We start from the raw sequence: 17356 nt of genomic DNA, 5'->3' as shown, positions 1-17356 counted from the left end.
GGCCGCCGAACGGCCCAGGGCTGCTGGCAGGGCTGGGCTCGGCACTCGGCAAGCTCAGCAGCGCGGCCCAGGCAGCGGCACCGGCCGAGCCGCCGGCCGCCGCGCGCCAGATCGACATCCGCGCCGGCGACACCCGCTATCAGGGCTTGTTCGTGCGCGAGGAGGGTCAGGTCGTCAGCGGCAATGGCCGGGTCGAATGGGCCAACGGCGACGTCTATATCGGCGAGCTGCTGCGTGGCCAGCGCCATGGCCAGGGCGAGCTGATCTGGGCCAGCGGCCAGCGCTATCAGGGCCAGTGGGTGGCCGACAAGGCGACCGGCCACGGCCAGATGCGCTTCGCCAACGGTGACAAATTCGAGGGCAGTGTCGTCAACGGCGTGCCCGAGGGCGAGGGCCGCATGGACTACGCCAGCGGCGACAGCTACCAGGGCCAGATCAGCGCCAGCGTGCCGCACGGGCGTGGCAGCTACCGCTGGGCCAATGGCCAGGTCTATGAAGGCGACTGGGTGCGCGACAAGCCCCATGGCCGCGGCACGCTGCGCTTCGCCAACGGCAACCGCTACGAGGGCGATCTCGCCGACGGCCAGCCGCATGGCCAGGGACGCAGGCGCTTGGCCGGCGGCGACGACTACCAGGGCGGCTTCGAGCGCGGCGCCAGCCACGGCCAGGGTGTCTATGTCTGGGCCTCCGGCGACAAGTACGTCGGCCAATGGCGCAGCGGCGCCAAGCATGGCCAGGGCCTGTTCAGCTGGGCCAATGGCGACCGCTGGGAGGGCGAGTTCAATAACGATGAGCAGACCGACCACGGCACACTCAAGCGCAAGGAGTGAGTCAAGCCCGTGCCGAGCAGGCATGATGCAGTTTTGCGCCGCCGCACCGCCGCCATGCCTGCCTTGATCGAACTCAGCCCGCCCGACATCAGCGTCTATCGCCACAGCGCCAGCGGTGTCGACCATGTCCATGTGCTGGACTCCGGCCACGCCGGGCCCACCGTGATGATCCAGGCCCTGACCCATGGCAACGAGCTGTGCGGCGCGATCGCGCTGGACTGGCTGTTCCAGCAAGACCTGGCCCCACGAGCCGGCAAGCTGATCCTGAGCTTTGCCAATGTCGAGGCCTACCGGCGTTTCGACCCGGCCGATCCGAATGCCTCGCGCTGCGTCGACGAAGACCGGAACCGCGTGTGGGCCGACGCCCCGCTGGACGGCCCGCGCGACTCGCTGGAGCTGCGCCGTGCGCGTGCGCTGCGGCCCTTTGTCGACGCCGCCGATCTGCTGCTGGACATCCATTCGATGCAGGATGCCTGCCGCCCGCTGATGGTCTGCGGCCTGCTCGACAAGGGTGCGGCCTTTGCGCGCCAGCTGGGCATGCCCGGCGATCTGCTGATCGACACCGGCCATCCCTCGGGCCTGCGCATGCGCGACCGCGGCGGCTTCGGCGACCCGGCCAGTGCGAAGAATGCCCTGCTGATCGAATGCGGCCAGCACTGGGAAGCCGCCTCGGCGGCGGTGGCCATCGACAGCGTCGTGCGCTTCCTGCGCCTGACCGGCATCGTCGACGCCGCCTGGGCCGAGCCGCGTCTGCGCCTGCCGCTGCCCGAGCGCCAGCACCTGATACGCGTCAACGAAGCGATCACCGCACTGAGCGGCGACTTCCATTTCCTGTTCCCGGTGCGCGGGCTCGACGTGATCCCGAAAGCCGGCACCGCATTCGCGCAGGACGGCGACACGGTCTTCAAGACCGCCTACGACAACACCGTGCTGGTGATGCCGACGCAAAAGCACGGCAAGCCGGGCAATACGATGGTGAGGCTGGGGCGCTTCGAGGATTGAGGGCCGGCTTCGGCCTACCCCCTATCGAACTTGAACACCGCCATGCTGGCCAGCAGATTCGGCCGGCTGCGCACCGCGCGGCCTTGCTGGATGCCGAAGCTGTCGAGGATGCGCAGGCGGTTCTTGCGTGCCAGCACCTCGAAGTCGGCATAGGTACCGACGCGAATATTGGGCGTGTCGTACCACTCGTAGGGCAGCACCTTGGTCACCGGCATGCGGCCGAACAGCACTTGCAGGCGGTTCGGCCAATGCGCGAAGTTCGGGAAGCTGACGATGCCGATGCGGCCCACCCGCGCGGTCTCGCGCAGCATCAGCTCGGTATTGCGCAGATGCTGCAGGGTCTCCAGCTGCAGCACCACATCGAAGCTCTGGTCCTCGAAGATCGACAGCCCCTCTTCCAGGTTCAGCTGGATCGCGTTGACGCCGCGCTTGACGCACTCCAGCAGATTGGCGTCATCGAGTTCGACGCCATAGCCGGTACAGCCGCGCGTCTTCTGCAGATGCGCCAACAGCTCGCCGGTGCCGCAGCCCAGGTCCAGCACCCGCGAGCCCTCGGGCACCAGGGCCGCAATCTGTTCCATCACCCCTTGCGCGCTCATTGCAGCTCTCCCGCGATGCGCTGGAAATAGGCTTTCAACACCCCGTGATAACGCGGATCCTCCAGCAGAAAGGCATCGTGCCCATGCGGCGCATCAATCTCGGCGTAGGACACATCGAGCTTGTTGTCCAGCAGCGCCTTGACGATCTCCCGCGAGCGGGCCGGCGCGAAGCGCCAGTCGGTCGTGAAGCTGGCCAGCAGGTATTTGCAGCGCGCGCTGGCACAGGTGCGGCTCAGGTCGCCGCCGTGCTCGCGCGCCGGGTCCTAGTAGTCGAGCGCGCGGGTGATCAGCAGAGAGGTGTTGGCGTCGAAATACTCGCTGAACTTGTCGCCCTGGTAGCGCCGATAGCTCTCGATCTGGAACTCGATATCCTGGGTCGAATAGCCCAGCTCGGCGGCGCGCATCTGGCGACCGAACTTCTGCTCCATCACATCGTCGCTCAGATAGGTGATGTGGCCGATCATGCGCGCCACCCGCAGGCCGCGCTTGGGCAGGACGCCATGCTGGTAGAAATGCCCGGCGTGGAAATCGGGGTCGGTGATGATGGCGCGGCGCGCCACCTCGTTGAAGGCGATGTTCTGTGCCGACAGGCTGGGCGCGGTGGCAATCGCGATGCAGTGGCGCAGGCGCTCCGGGTAGCGCAGCGACCAGTCCAGCGCCTGCATGCCGCCGAGCGATCCGCCCAGCACGGCGGCCAGCTGCGTGATGCCCAGCTGGTCCAGCACGCGGGCCTGGGCATCGACCCAGTCCTGTACCGTGACGACCGGGAAGTCGGCGCCGTAGACGCGGCCGGTGGCCGGGTTGCCATGCATGGGCCCGGTCGAGCCGAAGCAGGAGCCGAGGTTGTTGATGCCGATGACGAAGAAGCGCTCGGTGTCCAGCGGCTTGCCCGGGCCGATCAGGTTGTCCCACCAGCCCTCGCTCTTGTCCTGGCCGGCATAGCTGCCGGCCACATGGTGGCTGGCGTTCAGCGCATGGCAGACCAGCACCGCATTGCTCTTGTCGGCATTGAGCCGCCCATAGGTCTCGTAGACCAGTTCATAGTCGCGCAACTCGGCGCCGCTGCGCAGCGGCAGCGGCTGGGCAAACGACAGCCGCTGCGCCTCGACCAGACCGACACTTCCCATCAGAACTCTCCAAAAAACAAAACCGGCGCCGCTAGCTGTGACGGACGCCGGTGGTCTGGAGCGCCCTGTTTAGCTGCATTTGTAGAGCGCCCGCAATCCGGAACAAATCGGCGCTATCGCTGCGAAGTATAAATAATGCGCCGGGCAGCTCAAGTGGCGTCGAGATGAAACTGCGATACCGCCGCGCCCAGGCGCTGCGACTGCTCGCGCAGGCTCTCGGCGGCGGCGGCCGACTGCTCGACCAGCGCGGCGTTCTGTTGCGTCATCTGATCGAGCTGGTTGACGGCCTGGTTGACCTGGCCGATGCGCTGGCTCTGGTCCGAGGTGCCGGCAGCGATCTCGCCGATGATGTCGCTGACCCGCTGCACCGACGCGACGATCTCACCCATGGTCTTGCCGGCGTCCTGCACCAGCTGCGAGCCGGCATCGACCTGGTCGACACTGGCGCCGATCAGCTGCTTGATCTCGCGGGCCGCCTCGGCACTGCGCTGGGCCAGGCTGCGCACCTCGCCGGCCACCACCGCGAAGCCGCGGCCCTGCTCGCCGGCGCGTGCCGCCTCGACCGCCGCATTCAGCGCCAGGATATTGGTCTGGAAGGCGATGCCATCGATCACGCCGATGATGTCGCCGATGCGGCGCGAGCTCTGGTTGATGCGGTCCATCGTCGAGACCACCTCGGACACCACGGTGCCGCCGCGCTGCGCGACCTCGGCGGCCGAGGTCGCGAGCTGCTTGGCCGTCATCGCCGCATCGGCGCTCTGGCGCACGCCACCGGTCAGCTGCTCCATCGAGCTGGCGGTGCTCTGCAGATTCGAGGCCGCCTGCTCGGTGCGCTCGCTGAGGTCCTGGTTGCCGGCCGCCACCTCGACGCTGGCGCTCTCGATGTGCTGGGTGGACTCGCGCACCTGGCCCACCAGGCGGCGCAGCGAGTCCTGCATGCTGTTGAGCGAGCCGAGCAGCTCGGCCGCCTCGTCGCGGCCCTCGACCCGGATCTGCCGGTACAGATCGCCCGCCGCGATCGCCTGCGCCACCGTGCGGGCATAGCTGATCGGGCTGGTGATGGTGCGCGAGTTCAGCAGGGTCAGCGGCACCACCAGCAGCACCACGACCGCCAGCACGCCCAGGAACACATAGCTGATCTTCAGCATCGCCGCGTTGAACTCGACCTGGGTGTCCTGCGCCTCCTGCTCGATGATGGCGGCGATCTTGCTGACCCGCTCCTCGACGCCGCTCATATGCGTCTTGGCCCGGCCCATCATGCGGTCGGCCACCTTGGCGGTGTCGAAGCCGCCGTCCTGGATCTGGGCCAGCACCGGCTGCGAGGCCTTGTTGTACTCGGCCATCAGCGCGCTCGCCTCGCGCGCCAGCGCGTTGTCCGCGTCGTCCTCGCCCTGCTGCAGCGCGGCCAGGCCGGCACTGGTGCGCTTGATCGCCGCCTCCCAGCTCTCGCGCGCCTTCAGCACCGCGACGCCGTCCTCGTAATTGATCACCATCTCCTTTTCCAGCAGGCGCACATCGGCCAGCGCGCTGCGGATCTGGGAGAGCTGGGTCAATTCCTGGACCGCATGCTCCATGAAGTCGGCGTTCAGCGACTTGAGCCGCTGTCCGCCCAGCAAGCCGGTGAGTCCCACCAGGGCAAACATGCCGAGCACCATCGCGATGGCCCCCAGCATGCGCGTGCGGATCGTGAAGCTCCGCATCCAGACCGTCAGATCCATCATGTCTGCTCCTCCGAACAATGCCGTCGCTGCCCCGGCGCTGTACCGGCCGGTCGTTGTTTATCGGCCGATCAGCAGCTGCGCTTGAATCCTATCGATCTCAGGGCACCGTGCACAGGCAATGGACGACGGCCGCGAACGGCCGGCCCTGCGTGCCCAGCGTCGCCAGCCAGGCCAATTCGCCCGCCGCCGCCTGGGCCGGCAGCGCCAACCCGCCCAGCTGGGCGCGCACGGCGCCGGCCACCTGTTCGCCGACGACCTCACCCAGCCCATCCAGCAGCCGCTCGATGCGGCCGCGCTCGCGCTCCACATAGCTCAGCCGCGGCTCGCCCTCCAGCTTGGCCAGCGCGGCGGCGGCCTTGACGGCGTCGCCATAGCTGCCGAGCTGGTCGATCAGGCCGCGCTCCAGCGCCTGGGCGCCGGTCCAGACCCGGCCCTGGGCCACCGCATCGATTTCGGCCACCGGCTTCTTGCGCGCGGCGGCGGCCTTGCCGGTGAAGTCGTCGTAGATGTGCTGGATGGCCGATTGCACCGCGGTGCGCATGCGCGGGTCGAGCGGGCGGCGCGGGTCATAGCCGCCGCCGGCCAGCCAGGTCGTCGTGTGGCCGCCGGTGTGGATGGACAGCTTGTCCAGCAGCTTGTCGGCCGTCGGCAGCATGCCGAACACGCCGATCGAGCCGGTCACGGTGCTGGCGTCGGCGATCACGCGGTCGGCCGCCATCGAGATCCAGTAGCCGCCCGAGGCCGCCACATCACCCATCGACACCACCACCGGCTTGCCGGCTTGCCGTGTCAGCTCCAGCTCGCGGCGCACGATCTCGGAGGCCACCGCGCTGCCGCCAGGCGAGTTGACGCGCAGCACCAGGGCCTTGATGTCCTCGTTCTCGCGCGCCTGGCGGATCAGCTGGGCGGTCGAGTCGCCGCCGACCTTGCCGGGGCCGGCCTCGCCGTCGACGATCTCGCCCTCGGCCACGACGACACCGATCACCGCGCCCTCGGTCCTGGGCTTCAGCATGGCCTGATAGGCGGCCAGCGAGATCTGGCGGAAGCTTTTGGCCTTCTCGTCGGGCGCGCCGCGCTCGATCAGCATCGCGCGGATCTGGTCGCGGGTCTTCAGGCCGTCGACCAGGCGCTCCTTGAGCGCCAGCTGGGCCGTGTCACCCTTGACCGCCTGCAGGCGCTGCGGCAGCTCCTCGAGGCCCCGCGCCACCGCCCCCTTGTCGAGCTTGCGGGCCGTCTCGACGGAAGTGGTGTAGCGGGCCCACAGATCACCGTACAGATAGGCGTCGGACTCCAAGGTCGCCGGCGACGGCGCGTTGGCGAAGTAAGGCTCGCCGAAGTTCTTGTAGGTGCCGACCCGTATCACATTGGGCTCGATGCCGACGCGCTCCAGCGCGTCCTTGTAGTAGTTGCGATAGCGGCCGAAGCCCTCCATCATCGCCATGCCCATCGGGTGCATATAGACCTCGTCGGCACGCGCCGCGAGAAAGTAGCTGCGCTGGTCGTAGCCACCGGCATAGGCCAGCACCGGCTTCTTGCTGTCCTTCTTGAAACGCTCCAGCGCCGCCGCCACCTCGCGCAGCCCGGCCTGGCCGCCGCCGCCAAAGTCGTCCAGCGCCAGCAGCACCGTCGAGATCTTCGGATCGGTGGCCGCCGCCTCCAGCACCTGCAACACATCGCGCAGCCGGGTCTGGGCCTGCGGCGACTGGCCCTGCAGCTGGGCCATCGCCTGGTCGCGCGCCGAGCCCGAATACTGCTCGACCAGCCGACCCTTCAGGTCCAGCACCAGCGTGGTCTTGTCCTCCAGCGGCTTCGGCCCGCGGGTCGCGAGCGCGACGATCAGGCCGACCAAGAGGGCCAGCAACAGCAGATTCAGCAAGGCCCGCCGGCTGGCGTCGAGCAGCCACCAGAGCTTGGAGAAGAACCAGCCCAGCGGGCGGAGGATGGACATCATGTGGTGGGATCCCTGGTTGCGGGCATGGCCCGGTCGAATTGATTGTAGGCAGGGTGGTCAAAGCCGCCCTGCTCGCGCGATCAGCCGGCACGACAGCGCTTAGCATGCCAGGATTGGCGACTGCAAAGGCTCCCCCATGCCCGCTTGGCTGCTCCGACTCGATCACCATTTCCCGATCCGCTACAGCGCCTGGCTGCTGTGCATCATCGCCACGCTGATCAGCGCGATCGCCTGGGTGCTGGACGGCGTCGACGGACTGGCCGTCGTGATCTTCGGCTCGCTGAGCCTGGTGGGGCTGGCCGATGTACGCCAGACCAAGCGCTCGCTGCTGCGCAACTATCCGGTGATCGGCCATCTGCGCTTCATGCTGGAATTCATCCGCCCCGAAATCCGCCAGTACTTTCTGGAGGCCGACAACGAGGCCGCGCCGTTCTCGCGCCAGCAGCGCTCGCTGGTCTATCAGCGCGCCAAGGGCGAGCCCGACAAGCGCCCCTTCGGCACCCAGCTGGAGGTCGGCGCACTGGGCTATGAATGGATCAACCATTCGCTGCAACCCACCCAGCTGCCCAGCCACGACTTCCGCGTGCTGATCGGTGCCGACCGCGCCCAGCCCTACGAAGCCAGCGTCTTCAACATCTCGGCGATGAGCTTCGGCGCGCTCAGCGCCAATGCCATCCTGGCCTTGAACGCCGGCGCCCGACGCGGCGGCTTCGCCCACGACACCGGCGAGGGCTCGATCAGCGTGCACCACCGCCAGCACGGCGGCGACCTGATCTGGGAAATCGGCTCCGGCTACTTCGGCTGCCGCAACGAGGACGGCAGCTTCAACGCCGAGCGCTTCGAGCTCAATGCCCGCGACCCGCAGGTCAAACTGATCGAGCTCAAGCTCAGCCAGGGCGCCAAGCCCGGTCATGGTGGCGTGCTGCCCGGCCCCAAGGTGACCGCCGAGATCGCCGCCGCCCGAGGCGTCAATATCGGCGAGGACTGCATCTCGCCGGCCTCGCACAGCGCCTTCGGCACGCCGCTGGAGATGCTGCATTTCATCGAACGGCTGCGCCAGCTCAGCGGCGGCAAGCCGACCGGCTTCAAGCTCTGCATCGGCCATCCCTGGGAGTGGTTCGCGATCGCCAAGGCCATGCTGGAGAGCGGCATCGTGCCGGACTTCATCGTCGTCGACGGTGCCGAGGGCGGCACCGGCGCCGCGCCGCTGGAGTTCACCGACCATGTCGGCGCGCCGCTGCAGGAGGGTCTGCTGCTGGTGCACAACACGCTGGTCGGCCTGAATCTGCGTGACAAGATCAGGATAGGCTGCGCCGGCAAGGTCATCAGCGCCTTCGACATCGCGCGCATGATGGCGCTGGGCGCCGACTGGTGCAATTCGGCGCGCGGCTTCATGTTCGCCTTGGGCTGCATCCAGGCCCAGACCTGCCACACCGGCCACTGCCCCACCGGCGTCACGACCCAGGACCCGCAGCGCCAGCAGGCCCTGATCGTGCCCGACAAGGCCGAGCGCGTGTTCCGCTTCCACCAGCTGACCCTGGAAGCCCTGCGCGAGCTGGTACAAGCCGCCGGCCTGCACCATCCCAGCGAGATCTGCGCCGCCCACATCGTCCACCGCATCAACAAGCACGAAGTCCGGCTGCTCGCCAATCTGCTGCCCTTCATCAAGCCCGGCAGCCTGCTGGCCGGCGACCTGCCCGGCAATGTATTCAAGATCTACTGGCCGCTGGCCAGCGCGCACAGCTTTGCGGCGCAGGGGGCGGTGGGGCCGGCGAGTTGAGGGTATGCGGCACTGAGCCTTGAAGGAGACAGGGAGTGCTCGCCGCGTAATTGCACATTACAGGGGACCCCGGCAGCTAGAAAGGGGCATATTGACCGGAGGACAAGATCGGACTCGAGCACAGGTCCGGACAGCGGGCAAGGAGGCGCTAATCCGGTAAATCCCCGCACAAACCCCTATATCGAGTCGCGTAGCCGACACAAAAAATCTGAAGGACTGACGATAGACTAATTCGGTAACGACACAACTAGGGGGCTTACCATGATTGAACGCTGCAATGCCTTTTGTTGCCAGAAGGCAGCACGCCGCAGTACTAAACAGGTAAAAAAGCAGATCCTTGAGGTCTTGTCTTTGGCCGGAGTCCAGACGAACAGCAAACTCGCCTTCATTGCGCCCGGCTGGGCGGATCAGGTAGTGAAGGTCTGCATCGTCTATGGATCGAGTCAGTACAAGGGTGTAGCGCTTTACTTGGTAGGACTTTGCCAGCAGGTCAACTCGCTCACCGAAGCTCAGAAAAGGCTAATTGAGTCCGACCCATCTCCGTTAAGTGACGAGGGGGTAATGACTCAAGTAGAAAATGGTCGTAGGGCTTGTGGATCGTGGAGCAACAGCCCTCAGCGGGATCTACTTGCAGCCTAATAAAGCAACAGCAGGGCTGCTCCCATGCCAATGCTCGAGCAAGATAACGGAACGAAATGGGCCATTGGGCTCGCAGCGGCTGCCATAATTTTCGTCGTTCTTGCTTGGATAACATACCCACTCCTTCTGTCCTTTGCATTCTCAACAAGAGATGTCACGAATGCAGCAAAACTAGCACAATTCGGTGACTCATTTGGAGCCTTAAATGCGCTGTTCTCCGGCCTGGCAGTATTCGGGGTTTCTCTCTCATTAATCCTTCAAGGCAGAGAGATTGCGTCCAATCGCCGCGAACTTCGGCGGCAGCGCGACCTTCTTGCTCTTCAGCAGTTTGAAGGAACACTTTTTAATCTCCTCAATCTTCACTCGTCCTCGACCAACTCACTCGAGCTCCAACCAAGATTGGGGCAAATCATCAGAGGAAAAGGCGTCTTTCAGCACCTGTATGAAGGACTCGTGGGAGGTAAGTATCTCATCGAGATAGGTGAAGACCACGCGGCAAATCTCTCTAACGCGCAAACTTACTTACTACTTTTTGCATCCAATTCTGGCATCCTCCGTCAGCACATTGAAGCTTTGAGGCAAATTTGCCGCTTTGTCAACCGATCTGCTCCAAGGTCTACTCACGAGTACGGCGGCTATATTCGCTCCTCCATTAGTCCACACGAAGCAGTCTTACTCCTGTTGCACTGCTTGGCGCACCCAAACGACAAGGAATTGAGCGACCATGTCTGCGCTTTTGGGTTGCTAGAGAATATTCAAGATCCAAGCCTGCTAGAGAATGAGGAAATTCGCTCATTCCCGGCCCAAGCGTTTGGCACCAATGAGGTCTATGCACGGGCAGCAGAAGGTTCGGTCTAATGGCTGGGAGATGTTATTACGGGTGACGGTGGATGCAAACTCACTCCGTGAAATCTGATCTGGTGAAGGGAGTTGAGCCGTCGCCCAGCGTAAATGCACCTAGGACCAACTGGTCAACGAACGGGAACAACGGCTAGCTGTTGGCAATGTGGCGGCACAGCCTGCACCATCAAGAGGCAGCCAGCTCGCCGCTCAGCTCGGGGTGGTTGACGATAAGCCGCATCAGACAGGCGACGGCGCCAGGTGGCGCGAAGCGGCCTTGCTCCCAGTCACGCAAGGTCGCTACCGGTGTGTCGATGCGTTCAGCGAAGGCGGCCTGGGTCAAGCCCGACTTCTCCCGCGCTTGACGCACGAGGATCTGCTCGGGCGTGGTGACACGCCCCTCGCCCGCCTGCGCTTCCTTCAGCGCCTGACGCAGATCGGGCAACGCCTCGCCGGCATCGGCCTCAATGGCTCGCGCCACCACATCAACGCCAATCTTCCCGCTCATATCACACCCATTCTTGATTTCGACAGGGCTCATGCCTAGCAAATAGTACGGGAATACCGCACTCAAACAGTGAACCNCGCTCATATCACACCCATTCTTGATTTCGACAGGGCTCATGCCTAGCAAATAGTACGGGAATACCGCACTCAAACAGTGAACCCCCGCCAGCACAGGAATTCGCACTTACCCTATCCTCCAATCCTGCCGTCCACCCTGCCGTTGCCGCAATGACCCTGCCCATCCCCTCCTGGCGCCGCCTGCTGCTTGGCGCGCTCGCTGCGCTGGCCCTGCTGGGCGGTTGTGCCACGCTGGACGAGAAGCAGCGCGAGTGGATCTTCAAGCCCAGCGACCGGACCTGGTCCGGCGGGCTGGCGGCGGCCCAGGGCATGGATGAGGTGTGGATAGCCTTCGACTCCAAGCTCAGCGGTGCGCCGGTCAAGCTGCACGGCCTGTGGATACCGGCCGAGCGTGCCGATGCGCCGGTGCTGCTTTATCTGCATGGCGCGCGCTGGGATGTGCGCGGCAGCGCCAACCGCATGCGCCGCATGCAGGAGCTGGGTTTCTCGGTGCTGGGTATCGACTACCGTGGCTTCGGCCAGAGCAGCAAGGTACTGCCCTCCGAGGCCATGGCCTACGAGGATGCGCGAGCCGCCTGGGACTGGCTGGCGACGCAGCATCCGCGCTCGCCGCGCTATATTTTCGGCCATTCGCTGGGTGGCGCCATCGCGGTGAACCTGGCCAGCGAGGTGCAGACCGCAGCGGCCGGCCTGATCGTCGAGGGCAGCTTCACCTCGATCCCCGAGGTGGCCAGCAGCTACAAATGGGGTTGGTTGCCGGTGGGCCCGTTGATCACCCAGCGCTTCGAGGCCGGCGAGCGCATCGCCGGGCTCAAGGTGCCGGTGCTGATCGTGCACGGCAGCGCCGACCGGGTCATCAAGCCCGAACTCGGCCGGGCGCTGTTTGAGCGCGCGCCCGAGCCCAAGCGCTTTGTGCTGGTCGAGGGCGGCTCGCACCACAACACCAATGCGGTGGGCCAGGGGCTTTACCGCGAGGCGCTGGCCGAGCTGTTCGGCCACCGCGCTCAGTAAGAAGCTGTGCGCCAGCGCTGCTGCTGCAGCAAGGGGCTGACCCGGTAACGCTCGCTGCGATAGGCGATGAACAGCCCGTCCAGCAGGGTCGCCACCATGGGCGCGCCCAGCAGGGCCAGCCATTCGAAAGGCCCGGCCGGGTAATTGACGCCCAGCTTCATCGCCAGGTCGGCGCCCTGCTCGTCGCAGACGCCCTGCCACACCGCATCGGCCCCCTCGTTGACCAGCATGGCCACGGTGCGCGCGACGGCAAGACCCGGCACATCGCGCAGCACCAGGGGCTGCCAGCCCAGGCGACGCCACAGCGCCGCCACCTGGGCCTGCGCGGCCTCGCTGGCCTGCGGCGCAAAGGCCAGCGCCAGGGCGTCGGCGCGGTCCGGTGCCACCGGCCAGTCCATCACGCCCAGCTCCGGATGCTTGCGCTGGTGCGCCAGCTCGGCCGCGCTATGGCCCATGGTCAGGTGCAACTGCAGCTCGCCGAGTTGCAGGCCGGCCCAGTCGGCCGACTCGCCGCGGCTGAAGCTCAGGCCCTTGTGCGCCAGCCAGTCGGCCAGGCGCTCGACCAGCGCACCGCGCCCGACCACGCTGATCGGAGGCAGCTCCACAGGCTCACCGGCCGCATCGACCGGCGCCGCCGGCACGCCCTCGTAAAAGCCCTTGCCGACCTTGCGGCCCAGCCGGCCGCCGTCGACCAGGGCCTTCTGCACCAGCGAGGGCATATAGCGCTTGTCGCCGAAGTTGGCGTCATAGACCGACTGGGTCACCAAATAGTTGGTGTCGTGGCCGATCAGGTCCATCAGTTCGCAAGGCCCCATGCGGAAACCCGCGCCGCGCAGCGCGCGGTCCAGCTCGGCCGGCGTGCCGGCCTGCTCCAGCAGCAGGGCCAGCGTCTCGGCGTAATAGGGCCGGGCGATGCGGTTGACGATGAAGCCGGGCGTGGACTTCGCATGCACCGGCGTCTTGCCCCAGCGCTTGGCCAGCTCGTAGATCACCTGCGCCACGCCGGGCTCGGTTTCGGCGCCCCAGACCACCTCGACCAGCTTCATCAGCGGCACCGGGTTGAAGAAATGCATGCCCACCAGGCGGGCCGGGTTCTTCATGCCATTGGCCAGCGCAGTGACGCTGATCGACGAGGTGTTGGTCGCAATAATGGCGCCCGGCGCCAGCAGCGCATCGAGCTCGCGCAGCAGGGCCTGCTTGGGCTCCAGCTTCTCGACGATGACCTCGATCACCAGCGCCGCATCGGCCAGCTCGGCGGTGGCGGTGGCCGGACTCAGCCGCGCCAGCACCGCCTCGCGTGTGCCGGCCTCCATGCGGCCCTTGAGCACCAAGCCATCCAGCGCCTTGGCGATCGAGGCGATCGCCGCCGCCGCCGCACCCTCACGCACATCCAGCAGCTTCACCGCGTGGCCGGCCTGGGCCGCCACCTGGGCGATGCCCGCCCCCATGATGCCGGCGCCCACCACGCCGATCGGCGCCGGCTCGCTGCCGGCCACGGTCCAGATCTGATTCGTCTCGCTCATCTCAACAATCCTTATTGGGGAATCCAGGCGGCCGGCCGCTTGGCCAGGAAAGCGGCAAAGCCCTCGCGCGCCTCGTCCGTCATGCGCACCCGGGAAATCGTCTGCGCGGTCAGCTCGCGCACCGCCGGCGTCACCGGCCCGACCTCCAGCTCGGCGAACAAGGCCTTGATCTCGCCCTGGGCCGCCGGGCCATTGGCCAGCAGCTCGTCGACCCAGCGCTTGACCGCCCCGTCCAGTTCGTCCAGCGCCACCACCTCGTGCACCAGACCCAGCGCCAGCGCCTGCGCGGCGCCGATGCGGCTGGCGGTCAGCGCCAGGCGCTTGGCCTGGCGCGGCCCGACCGCATTGATCACATAAGGCCCGATCACTGCGGGCAGGATGCCGAAGCGTGCCTCGCTGACCGCGAACTTGGCCTCCTCGCTGGCCACCGCGATATCGCAGGCCACCGCCAGCCCGACCCCACCGCCCAGCGCCAGCCCCTGCACGCGGGCAATCGTCGGCTTGGGGCAGGACGCGATCTTGTGCAGCATCCCGGCAAAACCGCGCGCGTCCTCCAGATTCCATTCCTGGGTCGCCTCGGAGGCCCGCTTCATCCACTGGATGTCGGCGCCGGCGCTGAAGGCCTTGCCGGCCCCGGCCAGCACGATCACGCGCACCCGCGGATCGGCGATCAAGCGGTCAAAGCCCTGACCGATCTCGCTGATCATGGCCTCGTTGAAGGCATTGAACACCTCCGGCCGTGTCATCGTCAGCTGGGCGACACCGCGCCCATCCACCTCGATATGCAAAGTCTCCACGCTGAAACTCCTGGTAATCGGGGGAGTATCGCAGCGGTGCGACACCGGGATCGGGCGCCTGGGCGCAGAGCATCAGCCGGCGCTCTCCGGCGGCTCGGTGCTCTCGCGGTCGTAGTACTCGACCGTGTTCTCCGCGCGAAACATCTTCCACAGCCCCGGCTCGCCACGCCGGCCGGAGCCGATCATGATCTTGTTGGAATCCGGGTACTCGCAAGTCTCGATATCGACCACAGTCGACAGCGCCAGATAGCGCATGGTCACCGTGCCGGTGTTGATGATCTGATGTGCCACCTCGGGCCCGCCGGTCGGACAGGCGATCACATCGTGCGCTCGGATCGGATAACGCTGCGCGCCAAAGCGCAGCTCGCCCTCGCCTTCGAGGATGAAGAACATCTCTTCCTCGCCATGATGGTTGTGGAAGGGGCACTGCGCCTTGCCGGGCGGCAGCACCGTCAGGTTGTAGCCCAGCTTGCGGGCGCCGATATGGTCGCTGATCTGGGCACGCTTGGAGCTGTAGTAGCCGTTCTCCTCGACGTCGTTGAACACCAGTTCGTCGAGATTCATGATGGGCTTGGTCACGCTGGAACTCCCTTGAGACGATGAGAGCTTAGGTCTTGGCGTCGGCCTTGATCTTGCGGACCGCCGCCACGTCCCCGAGAAACACCAGCAAGGCGTCTCGTTCGTCCTGCGACAGCGCCTTGCTGTCCAGCAGCTGCAGCTGCTTGATGACGACTTCAAGCGCCTCGGTCAGGTGACCGATCTGCTTGCCATAGCTGCCGACCTGCTCAATGACCTGCTGCTCGACCTTGGCGTTGGAGGTGGCGCCAAGGTTGACGCTGAACAGATTGAAAGACCAGTTCGACAGGATGGGCTGGGTCAGCGAGCTCGGCGCCAGCTGCAAGGGCATATAGACATTTGCCACGGCATACTCCCTGCATGTGATAGCTGCGAATGCAGCGCTATTCTGCGGCGAAAGACGCCGGCCGCTCAGCGCCCGAACAAACCCTTCACCAGGCCGCCCAGCCCCTTGACCACGCCGGAGACGCTGACGCCCAGCGTCTCGGCCAGGCCCGAGGCCAGTTTGGTGGCCAGATTCTCGTTGAGAGAGAAGGCCGGGTCGTCGAGCCGGCCTTCGAGCGTGAAGCGCACCTGCAGGCGGCCGTCACGTGTCATCGCGGCCAGCACCGCCTGGCGCGGCACGCCGGCAAAGGTGGCCAAGGGGCCGCCGCTGGCCAGCTCCAGATTCGTCAAGGTCAGCGTGCCGGGCGCGCGCAGCCGCTCGCCGACCACCGTCGCATGGACGTCCAGATCCAGCGTGCCGCGCCGCACGCCGGCCTCGGCGACCCTCAGCAGATAGGGCTGCAGCGCCAGCAGGTCCACATCGCTGAAGCGCGCGCGCAGATCGGCATCGTGGCTGGCCGGGGTGTAGCGGCCCCTGATCTCGATGCGACCGTCCCGCTGCGGGCCCTTGAACACACCGCCAAGCTCGATCTGCAGCGCCTGGTCCAGCGCTGGCAAGCGCAGCGGACCGAGCCTGGCCGCCAGCTGCTCGATGCGCAGCTGCAGCGCCGGCCGGCGCACCGAGTGGTCGAAGAAAGCCAGGGCGCCATCGGCGATGCGGATCTCGTCGATCTCGATCGCCGGCGCCGGGATCGGGTCTTGACTCGGCGCCTGAGCCCGGCCGGCGCGTTCCTCGAGCAGGGCCGGCAGCAGGCGCAGCCGGCCATCACGGCTGCGCTGCGCAGACAGATAGCCGCCCTCCACCGTCACGCTGGCAATGCGCCAGGGTCCGCCCAGCAGGCTGCGCAGATCGGGCCGGATGTGCACGCGCTCGGCCCGCAACTCATCCTCGGCCGGCCAGCCCGGCGTCGCCTGGATGCGCAGCTGGCGCAGCTCGACGCTGCCGCTCCAGCCGATGCTGATGTCCCCCAGCGTCGCGCGCGGCCCCAGTGCGGCCTCGATCCGCGTTTGCAGCTGCCACGCGGCCAGGTAAGGGCCGGCGACCAGCAGCAGGGCCAGCGCGATGGCAAGAGCAACAAGGGAACGGCGGCGGGAGGGAGTCACGGCGGCAACAGCGGCAACAGCGGAAAAGAGGGGCCGCCATCGTAGCGCCCACAATGCGACCATGCACCGCACCGACATCTTCCTGCAGCCGCTGCGCCTCGAGGGCCGCGAGATCCAGATCGAGTCCCAGTGGCTCCATACCCAGTCAAACCCCGGCCCCGGCGCCGAGCCGCGCCCGCTGATCGTGTTCCTGCACGAGGGCCTGGGCTCGCTGTCGCAGTGGAAGGACTTTCCGCAGCGCCTGTGCGAGGCGGCCGGCTGCCGCGGTCTGCTGTTCTCGCGCCCCGGCTACGGGCGCAGCACGCCGCGCACCGAGCCCTGGCCGCAGGACTATCTGCAGCGCCAGGCGCGCGGGCTGCTGCCGGCCTATTTCGATGCGCTGGGGCTGCAGCACGAAGCGCTGATCCTGTTCGGCCACAGCGACGGCGCCTCGCTGGCCTTGCTGTTTGCCGCCTATTTTCCGGCGCGCGTGCGCGCGCTGGCGGCGCTGGCGCCGCATCTCTTTGTCGAGCCGATCACGATCACCGGCCTGCGCGCCGCCAAGACGGCTTACGAGCAGCAGCCCAGCGCGCTGAAGGCCGCGCTGGGGCGCCACCATGCCGATCCCGACTCGGCCTTCTATGGCTGGAACGATGCCTGGCTGCGGCCGGGCTTCGAGGGCGGCTGGAATATCGAGGCCGATCTGAGGACGCTGGCCTGCCCGGTGCTGGCGCTGCAAGGTGTGGACGACGAGTACGCGACGCTGGCGCAGATCGAGGCGATCCGTCGCCTGCATGCGCCGACCCGCTTGGTCGCGCTGCCGGACTGCGGCCATGCGCCGCACAAGGACCAGGCCGAGGCCGTGATCGCCCAGACCCTGGCCCTGCTACAAGAAGCCGGCGCCTGAG

At 66.7% G+C, this 17356-nt stretch carries 16 protein-coding genes, 1 pseudogene and 1 riboswitch; of the genes and pseudogenes, 7 read left to right on the top strand and 10 right to left on the bottom strand.

Annotated elements, in window-relative coordinates:
• The coding region (locus tag PO768_RS08285; RefSeq protein ID WP_272645677.1) for an MORN repeat-containing protein at window positions 1–830 on the top strand (830 nt) is incomplete at its 5' end.
• Between the two features lie 54 nt (window positions 831–884).
• Window positions 885–1832 carry a succinylglutamate desuccinylase/aspartoacylase domain-containing protein gene (locus PO768_RS08280; protein WP_272645676.1) on the top strand — a complete coding sequence of 316 codons (948 nt, stop codon included), beginning with the start codon at window positions 885–887 and terminating at the stop codon, window positions 1830–1832.
• Window positions 1833–1846: 14 nt separating this feature from the next.
• On the opposite strand, the gene metW is transcribed toward PO768_RS08280, so the two are convergent.
• The 4 genes and pseudogenes from metW to sppA form a co-directional block, all read right to left on the bottom strand.
• Window positions 1847–2431, bottom strand: a complete 585-nt coding sequence (gene metW / locus PO768_RS08275; protein WP_137944167.1) for a methionine biosynthesis protein MetW — start codon at window positions 2429–2431, stop codon at window positions 1847–1849.
• Window positions 2428–3558, bottom strand: a pseudogene (metX, locus tag PO768_RS08270) (homoserine O-succinyltransferase MetX). The gene metW and the pseudogene metX overlap by 4 nt, the downstream one beginning before the upstream one ends.
• Before the next feature lie 48 nt (window positions 3559–3606).
• Window positions 3607–3682, bottom strand: a riboswitch (SAM riboswitch).
• 25 nt (window positions 3683–3707) lie between these two features.
• The gene (locus tag PO768_RS08265) at window positions 3708–5279 is read right to left on the bottom strand and encodes a methyl-accepting chemotaxis protein (RefSeq protein WP_137944169.1); all 1572 of its coding nucleotides are present in this window, start codon (window positions 5277–5279) and stop codon (window positions 3708–3710) included.
• A gap of 97 nt (window positions 5280–5376) precedes the next feature.
• The gene (gene sppA, locus PO768_RS08260) at window positions 5377–7230 is read right to left on the bottom strand and encodes a signal peptide peptidase SppA (protein WP_272645675.1); all 1854 of its coding nucleotides are present in this window, start codon (window positions 7228–7230) and stop codon (window positions 5377–5379) included.
• A gap of 136 nt (window positions 7231–7366) precedes the next feature.
• Here sppA and PO768_RS08255 point away from each other — a divergent pair, with 136 nt between their 5' ends.
• From PO768_RS08255 to PO768_RS08245, 3 genes are all read left to right on the top strand, one after another.
• Window positions 7367–9010, top strand: coding sequence for an FMN-binding glutamate synthase family protein (locus PO768_RS08255; protein ID WP_269839106.1), 1644 nt, complete (start codon window positions 7367–7369; stop codon window positions 9008–9010).
• A gap of 261 nt (window positions 9011–9271) precedes the next feature.
• Complete coding sequence (locus PO768_RS08250; RefSeq protein ID WP_272645674.1) at window positions 9272–9649, top strand: hypothetical protein; 378 nt, start codon at window positions 9272–9274, stop codon at window positions 9647–9649.
• A gap of 24 nt (window positions 9650–9673) precedes the next feature.
• Complete coding sequence (locus PO768_RS08245) at window positions 9674–10507, top strand: putative phage abortive infection protein (RefSeq protein WP_272645673.1); 834 nt, start codon at window positions 9674–9676, stop codon at window positions 10505–10507.
• A gap of 169 nt (window positions 10508–10676) precedes the next feature.
• Here PO768_RS08245 and PO768_RS08240 read toward each other — a convergent pair whose 3' ends face one another.
• Window positions 10677–10997: a helix-turn-helix domain-containing protein gene (locus PO768_RS08240; protein WP_272645672.1), complete on the bottom strand. Its 321-nt coding sequence runs from the start codon at window positions 10995–10997 to the stop codon at window positions 10677–10679.
• Window positions 10998–11224: 227 nt separating this feature from the next.
• Here PO768_RS08240 and PO768_RS08235 point away from each other — a divergent pair, with 227 nt between their 5' ends.
• The gene (locus tag PO768_RS08235; RefSeq protein ID WP_272645671.1) at window positions 11225–12085 is read left to right on the top strand and encodes an alpha/beta hydrolase; all 861 of its coding nucleotides are present in this window, start codon (window positions 11225–11227) and stop codon (window positions 12083–12085) included.
• On the opposite strand, the gene PO768_RS08230 is transcribed toward PO768_RS08235, so the two are convergent.
• From PO768_RS08230 to PO768_RS08210, 5 genes are all read right to left on the bottom strand, one after another.
• Entirely contained in the window at window positions 12079–13608 is a 1530-nt protein-coding gene (locus PO768_RS08230; RefSeq protein ID WP_272645670.1) for a 3-hydroxyacyl-CoA dehydrogenase, read from the bottom strand. The genes PO768_RS08235 and PO768_RS08230 overlap by 7 nt on opposite strands.
• 11 nt (window positions 13609–13619) lie before the next feature.
• Window positions 13620–14405: an enoyl-CoA hydratase-related protein gene (locus tag PO768_RS08225; protein WP_137944176.1), complete on the bottom strand. Its 786-nt coding sequence runs from the start codon at window positions 14403–14405 to the stop codon at window positions 13620–13622.
• Between the two features lie 72 nt (window positions 14406–14477).
• A complete protein-coding gene (locus PO768_RS08220; RefSeq protein ID WP_269839109.1) occupies window positions 14478–14984 on the bottom strand; it encodes a cupin domain-containing protein in 507 nt (168 codons plus the stop codon).
• Window positions 14985–15012: 28 nt separating this feature from the next.
• Window positions 15013–15327: a hypothetical protein gene (locus PO768_RS08215; protein ID WP_262969106.1), complete on the bottom strand. Its 315-nt coding sequence runs from the start codon at window positions 15325–15327 to the stop codon at window positions 15013–15015.
• Window positions 15328–15392: 65 nt separating this feature from the next.
• The gene (locus tag PO768_RS08210) at window positions 15393–16469 is read right to left on the bottom strand and encodes a DUF748 domain-containing protein (protein WP_272645669.1); all 1077 of its coding nucleotides are present in this window, start codon (window positions 16467–16469) and stop codon (window positions 15393–15395) included.
• A gap of 61 nt (window positions 16470–16530) precedes the next feature.
• Here PO768_RS08210 and PO768_RS08205 point away from each other — a divergent pair, with 61 nt between their 5' ends.
• Complete coding sequence (locus PO768_RS08205; protein ID WP_272645668.1) at window positions 16531–17355, top strand: alpha/beta fold hydrolase; 825 nt, start codon at window positions 16531–16533, stop codon at window positions 17353–17355.
• The last annotated feature ends 1 nt before the right edge of the window (window position 17356 follow it).

The sequence above is a fragment of the Paucibacter sp. XJ19-41 genome (assembly GCF_028462495.1).
Taxonomy (GTDB): domain Bacteria; phylum Pseudomonadota; class Gammaproteobacteria; order Burkholderiales; family Burkholderiaceae_C; genus Roseateles_E.
This window is presented reverse-complemented; position numbering and strand designations above follow the sequence as displayed.